Annotated in this window: 7 protein-coding genes and 3 pseudogenes; 1 reads left to right on the top strand and 9 read right to left on the bottom strand. The window is 44.9% G+C overall.

Annotated features, from left to right (window positions below; translation table 11 throughout):
• Window positions 1-312 precede the first annotated feature (312 nt).
• A complete protein-coding gene (prsW, locus tag ACXAC4_RS21040; RefSeq protein ID WP_474980428.1) occupies window positions 313-972 on the bottom strand; it encodes a glutamic-type intramembrane protease PrsW in 660 nt (219 codons plus the stop codon).
• Window positions 973-1065: 93 nt separating this feature from the next.
• On the opposite strand from prsW, the pseudogene ACXAC4_RS21045 reads away from it, so the two are divergent.
• Window positions 1066-1647, top strand: a pseudogene (locus ACXAC4_RS21045) (asparaginase domain-containing protein).
• A gap of 445 nt (window positions 1648-2092) precedes the next feature.
• Here the strand turns inward: ACXAC4_RS21045 and ACXAC4_RS21050 are convergent.
• The 8 genes and pseudogenes from ACXAC4_RS21050 to ACXAC4_RS21085 form a co-directional block, all read right to left on the bottom strand.
• Entirely contained in the window at window positions 2093-2353 is a 261-nt protein-coding gene (locus ACXAC4_RS21050; RefSeq protein WP_475165136.1) for an NAD(P)-binding domain-containing protein, read from the bottom strand.
• A 149-nt stretch (window positions 2354-2502) separates the two neighbouring features.
• Window positions 2503-2673, bottom strand: a complete 171-nt coding sequence (locus ACXAC4_RS21055) for an NAD(P)-binding domain-containing protein (RefSeq protein ID WP_475165138.1) — start codon at window positions 2671-2673, stop codon at window positions 2503-2505.
• A 257-nt stretch (window positions 2674-2930) separates the two neighbouring features.
• The gene (locus tag ACXAC4_RS21060; protein ID WP_475165139.1) at window positions 2931-3038 is read right to left on the bottom strand and encodes an NAD(P)-binding domain-containing protein; all 108 of its coding nucleotides are present in this window, start codon (window positions 3036-3038) and stop codon (window positions 2931-2933) included.
• Between the two features lie 159 nt (window positions 3039-3197).
• A pseudogene (locus ACXAC4_RS21065) lies at window positions 3198-4483 on the bottom strand (Glu/Leu/Phe/Val family dehydrogenase).
• A gap of 150 nt (window positions 4484-4633) precedes the next feature.
• A complete protein-coding gene (locus tag ACXAC4_RS21070; RefSeq protein ID WP_475165142.1) occupies window positions 4634-4774 on the bottom strand; it encodes a hypothetical protein in 141 nt (46 codons plus the stop codon).
• A 190-nt stretch (window positions 4775-4964) separates the two neighbouring features.
• Window positions 4965-5090, bottom strand: a complete 126-nt coding sequence (locus tag ACXAC4_RS21075) for a hypothetical protein (RefSeq protein ID WP_475165143.1) — start codon at window positions 5088-5090, stop codon at window positions 4965-4967.
• Between the two features lie 205 nt (window positions 5091-5295).
• On the bottom strand, window positions 5296-5466 hold the full coding sequence (locus ACXAC4_RS21080) for a hypothetical protein (RefSeq protein WP_475165145.1): 171 nt from the start codon (window positions 5464-5466) through the stop codon (window positions 5296-5298).
• A 330-nt stretch (window positions 5467-5796) separates the two neighbouring features.
• Window positions 5797-6141: pseudogene (locus ACXAC4_RS21085) on the bottom strand (3-methyl-2-oxobutanoate hydroxymethyltransferase); the annotation flags it as partial.
• Between the last annotated feature and the right edge of the window lie 217 nt (window positions 6142-6358).

Consider the following 6358-nt stretch of genomic DNA (forward strand, 5'->3'; position numbering starts at 1 on the left):
GTCCCCGTAGCTCCCTGTTGTATAATTTGATTCGAGAAACCGTTAACTGGTTTGACATAGCTCCACTCAGATAAAGGGAACACCAACAAGGACAGGCCCAAAAAAACGACCATCGTCTTTTTCCATAACATCCAACATACACCCCTGACCCAATAGTTTAGTTATAGGGGTAGTTTTTAACAGAAACCGCAGATTATTCATGGGGACCTTGTACACTTTATCCATTACATCGACTTTGATTCAGCACAATCCAGTCCAGCTTAGACAGTCCTATCAAAGCTCATAAAAAAAGAACAGCCTGGAGGCTGTTCTTCAATGTTTGAGCATTTTTTCGTGATGTTGATTCGCGATTTTGATCTTCCTGATTCCGATGAACCACAACACAATCATGAATGGAGTGATCCAAAACATCCAGGTCATCTCTTTCACGGTTATAATATAGTCATACAGCACGTGCAACAAAACAGGTACGAGCAGCCCCCAGGCTAAACATAAGTTCGAACGGTTCGTCCGGAACTTCGCTTTCCCCATATAATAGCCCATAATAATACCGAATAATGCATGAGATGATACTGGGAAAACGGCTCTTAGTATGGCAATTTCAATTCCATTTTGAAAAAGGTAAATGATATTTTCAATCGTCGCAAAACCTAAACTGACAGCCACACCGTAGATGATTCCATCATAGTGGTGATCAAAATCAGAATGTCGGTAAGCGACAAATAATAAAAAGAACCATTTGAAAAACTCTTCAAGTAATCCAGCTAAGAAAAAAGATTTCAAAAAAGATGAATGAAAGACATTTTCTGTTTCGAAAGCATACTGGATAAACATGATTGGAAAAACCATGATGACTCCTATGATAAACATGCGGATGATCAAGGGCAGCGGCTCAAGTTCGATTCGCTTGCTTAAGTATATAAATGTCATGATGGCCACAGCAGGAGATATTGCAGCAGTCAATATGGCCATAGATTCTCAACCCTCTCTCTTTCTTTCACCTACGTTTCATCGTATCATGAAGGTATGAGAAAAGGAACATTTGAATGGAAGATGGTGTAAATTATGAAGCGAATATTAGTCATTCACACAGGTGGCACGATATCAATGAAAGAAAACAAGGAAACAGGTGAAGTGAATACTTCATCCAAACACCCTTTGGATGAAATCTCAACGATGCTTCAAAGGAAAGACATTGATCGAAGATGAGATATTATTCTACCTTCCTTCCCCGCACATTAGACCTGATCACATGCTGAAGTTAGGAAGCATCATATCCACGAGAAAATGGCCAGAAAGAATTATGATGGCATCGTCATCACTCACGGGACAGACACATTAGAAGAAACCGCCTATTTCCTGGATTTGTTTTTGCAGACCCGAAAACCCGTGGTCGTTACCGGCGCCATGCGTTCCAGTAATGAAATCGGCGCCGATGGGTTATACAACCTGCTCAGTGCAATAAGAGTTGCGACTTGTGATGAGGCCCAGGACAAAGGTGTACTCGTGGTCATGAACGATGAAATTCACACGGCAAAAAATGTAACGAAGACGAGCACAAGCAATGTAGCAACGTTTCCAAAGCCCTCAATACGGCCCTATCGGAATTACGACGAAGATCGGAAGTTTTCTTCCACCATAAAATGACCCGGCATGACTCCTATCCGATCCAAAACATAGGCAAACATGTGTCACTTGATTAAAGCATACGCAGGCAATGGACGGCGCATTTAATCGATGCGGTACGCGAAAGCCGTGTGGACGGGCTCGATCATTGAAGCACTCAGGACAGGGCAACCTCCCTCCTGAAACGATGGATAGCACTGGAAAGCGGACGATTAAGGAAGGCATTCCCGTCGTCCTGGTGTCCGCGCTGTTATCAGGGAATCGTCCAGGACACTTACGGCTATCCTGGAGGCGGGCGCACAGCTTAGAAGATATGGGCATCATCTTCGCAAACGGCCTGACTGGTCCGAAAGCCCGCATCAAACTTAATGGTGGCTCTGGAGATGACGGCGAATATGACAGAACTCGAGCATATGTTCAGCTGAAGCAAATCACGTTCAGGCGGATAAGCCTGGAGCAAGTTTCTTCAGGCTTTTGATTTACTCGCTGCGGATAGCATTAGCAATTTCCGCCGTGGTGGCGTTCCGTTTTCAATGAAGATTTCATTGTTGTTATATCCGGCAGCAATGACACCGGCGATATAAATGCCTGGAACATTCGTTTCCATCGTGTCCTCATTAAAGGATGGACGCCCGGTTTCCTCGTCCATCTCCACGCCCATTTTCGTCAGGAAGCTGTGGTCAGGTCGATAGCCCGTCATTGCAAAGACAAAGTCGTTCGTCCACACGTTTTTCCTCCCCTTTGCATTCATAGATCAGACGGCATCCTGAGTGATCTCTTTTACGTCGGCACAAAATTCCATGGTCAACGATTCCTTTTCTCACAAGGGCTTCAAACTGAGGCAGAATCCATGGCTTGATGCTCTTCGAATAATCTTCACCACGATACAGAACGGTGATACCCGAGCTCCTGATTTTTCCAGTTCCAAAGCAGCATCGTGCCAGCCGAATTTTTCCCACCGATGATGACGACGTTCTTCTTGTAATAGGGATGCCCCTCTTTGAAGTAGTGCATCACTTTCGGCAGCTCTTCGCCTTGGACACCCATGATAGTTCGGCTGATCATAATAGCCTGTCGCAACGATCGACCTGGTTCGGCACGGTGATGCTTGTTTCACCCGATGCTTTTTCTGTATGGATGATGAACCCGCCAGTTTCTCTGTTCAACCTTCTTGAACCTTTTCATACGTGTGCACCCGCAGGTCTTCCCGTCTCCGCCACCGCTCGGTAATAAGCAAGCGCCTCATTCCGCACCGGTTTCTGCCTGTTCAGAAATAAAAGGAATGTTCACCTATTTCCAGTTTTTCACTGGAGCTGAAGAAACGTTTGATGGGTCGGGTAATGATAAATCGAATTTACAATATTCCCTTTTTCAATGATTAACGGTTCGATACCAGCCTTCTGCAAGTTCAATAGCTGCACTCATTCCACAGGGACCGCCGCCGATGATGATGGCTTTTTCTTGTTGATGCACGTATAACACTCCTCTTTCCAACAACGTTCTTCCGTTCATTTCAAAAAAATGAATCTCCTACCATCATCATGATAGGAGATTCCATTTATAGAATCAAGTTATATCCATCCACGGAATCGGGATGCTTCTGCCATTTTTCTGACCCCGACCATATAGGCGGCCAGTCTCATATCCACGCGCCTTGTTTCTGACGTACGATAGACATTGTCAAAACCTTTGACGATGACTTTATGAAGCTTCTCTTCCACTTCTTCTTCTGTCCAGTAATATCCCTGGTTGTTCTGTACCCACTCGAAGTAGGAAACGGTCACGCCCCCGGAAGAAGCCAGTACATCCGGCACAAGAAGGATGCCGCGCTCAGAAAGAATTCTCGTTGCTTCCAGTGTCGTTGGCCCGTTCGCTGCCTTCTACGACAATGTTCGCTTTCACGTTATAGGCGTTATCTTCTGTAATCTGGTTTTCAATCGCTGCGGGTACGAGAATATCACAGTCAAGCTCCAGCAGTTCTTCATTCGTAATCGTATTGTTGAACAGGTTGGTCACTGTGCCGAAGCTGTCACGACGGTCCAGTAAGATAGTCAATGTCAAGTCCATCCGGATCGTGAAGCCCTCCGTAGGCATCCGATATTCCGACCACTTTAGCACCTTTATCATGCATGAATTTCGCAAGGAAGCTTCCGGCATTACCGAAGCCTTGAACGACGACTCTTGCGCCTTCGACATTGATGCCTTTTTTCTTGGCGGCTTCTTCAATGCAGATGGTTACGCCCTTCGCTGTCGCGGTTTCCCTTCCGTGGGAACCACCGAGCACCAGCGGCTTTACCTGTAATGAAACCCGGGTTGTTAAATTCATCAATGCGGCTGTATTCATCCATCATCCACGCCATGATCTGTGAATTGGTAAATACATCGGGAGCGGGAATATCTTTCGTCGGGCCTACGATCTGGCTGATCGCCCGAACGTATCCGCGGCTGACTCCTTCCAGTTCACGGAAGGACATTTCCCGCGGATCACATACGATACCGCCCTTTACCTCCGCCGTACGGAAGATCGACAATACCGGCTTTCAAACTCATCCAGATGGAGAGCGCTTTGACTTCTTTTTCAGACACGTTTGGGTGGAAACGGACGCCGCCCTTTGGTTGGACCTACAGCATCATTATGCTGGGACCGGTAGCCTGTAAAGATTTTAATCTGATCGTTGTCCATACTTACAGGAATTCTTACGGTCATCATGCGTACAGGTTCTTTCATCAATTCATATACTTCATTAGGGTATCCTAATTTATCAAGTGCTTTTTTGACCACCGTCTGAGTGGACTTCAACACGTCAAGTTTGTCATTTTTTTCGTTTGCAGTATCTGTTGGCTTATCGGCTACCATCCATTTACCTCCTATATCAATCCATTCGATTAGGGCTCGTTCTTTCAGTGAATAGTATACACGTTCCACTGCCTGTTAGGAAAGGTCTGAAATGCAGCTTTTTCTAACCGTTTTCACAAGAAAAATTGTAAACGATTACACCTGTTTGTCTCATATGCAGGCTGAGACAGCTCTACGAATCGTTTGGATTAAGTCATCATAACTTAAGCCGATCGCTTGAGCGGAATCAGGAAACAGACTTGTCGGCGTCATTCCCGGCAATGTATTCACTTCCAAGAATAACCGGTTCATTTTGTATCATTGATAATGAAGTCCACGCGTGAATAAACGTCACATCCCAAGAAGCTGATGAGCACAGAACGGCGTCTTCCTGCAGCTTGTGCCGTCATATCAGTCGCTCACTTCGGCTGGTACGATATGTTCACTGCCTCCTGGTTTATATTTTGAATCAAAATCATAATAATCATTCTTAGGAATAATCTCAATGACCGGCAGTGCCTGTCTCTTCCCCTTTGCGCCCCATGACAGGTACCGTCACTTCTCTACCTTTGACATAGTCTTCTACTAGAATCATAGAATCCGACTGTGCAGCCGTTTTAACCGCCATGCCGGCATCTGCCTCATCTCTTTACGATGGTCAGACCTAGAGTAGAACCTTCCTGATTCGGTTTAATGACGATAGGGAAGCGTGAAACTGCTCTTGTTACTTCATCTTCAATCGACAGAACATTGACTCTCATCTGTAACATCAAAACACTTCACTTTTCGCTGTGTGCAAGCCGTTCAAGGAGAAGATCTGCTTGGATTTCGCTTTATCCATAGCCAGAGCTGAAGCTAACACCCCTGAACCAACATATGGAATGCTCAAGCATATCAAGAAGACCTTGAATCTTTCCATCTTCACCGAAGCGCCCGTGCAGCCCGATGAACACAAGGTCCACATCTAAGTTCAGTGACTTCGTCCAGATGATCCGGAGAAAAATCGATGGCCGTAACCTTCATGGCCTTTATTTTCCAATGCTTGTATGATTCCCTTCCCTGTAGACAAGAGAAACTTCCCGTTCCCCTGATGTTCCTCCATATAACACCGCAATCTTCATTTGTTACACTCCATTCCATAGACCGCAAAATATTAATTAACTTATACCAACTCTTATCTTAACATGTTCCCTTTCAAGCATCTATTTAAAAATCAAGCGGAAAACGATTGATCTATCACAAGTTTAGAAGGAATACAGCTCCCCCATCAAAAAGACGCCTAATAAGGCAACGAGACCTGAGAAGTGTTTATAAACCTGACCTTAGGAAATGACACCTTCTAACTTCACCATGTTTGCACCGGCACGCATCAACTGTGCAGCATTGTTACAAGCTTGTTCTACGTTGGCATAGCTCATAAATGGCATATCTGCGATCACAAATAAATCTTTTGATCCTGCACGAACACACTTGGTGTGATAGGCAATATCATCAGTGGTAACTGCAAGCGTGTCATCACCGCCTTGCAAAACCATACCCAGTGAATCACCAACCAAAACAACATCAACACCTTGGTTGTGAAAAAGCTGAGAGAAACTCGCATCATAAGCCGTTAATGCGGTAATTTTTTGTTTTTCTTGTTTCATTTTAGCCAGTGTAGAGACGGTCACTTTAGCCATGTTGTTCCTCTTGGGGTTAATTTAATTCAACTCTAATGGCGTTAAACCATTGAGTGGCACTTGCTGAGCAATGTCAGCGAGTGTGTTGCCATTAGGCAGCTTAAGTTCAGGTGAGATTTCTAATAGTGGATATACTACAAACAGGTGCTGTGTAAGAGGTGAATCTAACCGTCGTTAACCTTAGCAATACGTACTAGTCAAAAGGGAAGACTAACAG

Source organism: Pseudoalteromonas sp. AWM4_233 (genome assembly GCF_056158285.1).

Excerpts from the sequence above, each read along its gene's own strand:
- prsW (WP_474980428.1), bottom strand. The coding sequence starts at position 972 with ATGGCCATATTGACTGCTGCAATATCTCCTGCTGTGGCCATCATGACA.
- ACXAC4_RS21055 (WP_475165138.1), bottom strand. The coding sequence starts at position 2,673 with ATGGGTGTCCAAGGCGAAGAGCTGCCGAAAGTGATGCACTACTTCAAA.
- ACXAC4_RS21070 (WP_475165142.1), bottom strand. The coding sequence starts at position 4,774 with ATGAACCGGTTATTCTTGGAAGTGAATACATTGCCGGGAATGACGCCG.
- ACXAC4_RS21075 (WP_475165143.1), bottom strand. The coding sequence starts at position 5,090 with ATGGCGGTTAAAACGGCTGCACAGTCGGATTCTATGATTCTAGTAGAA.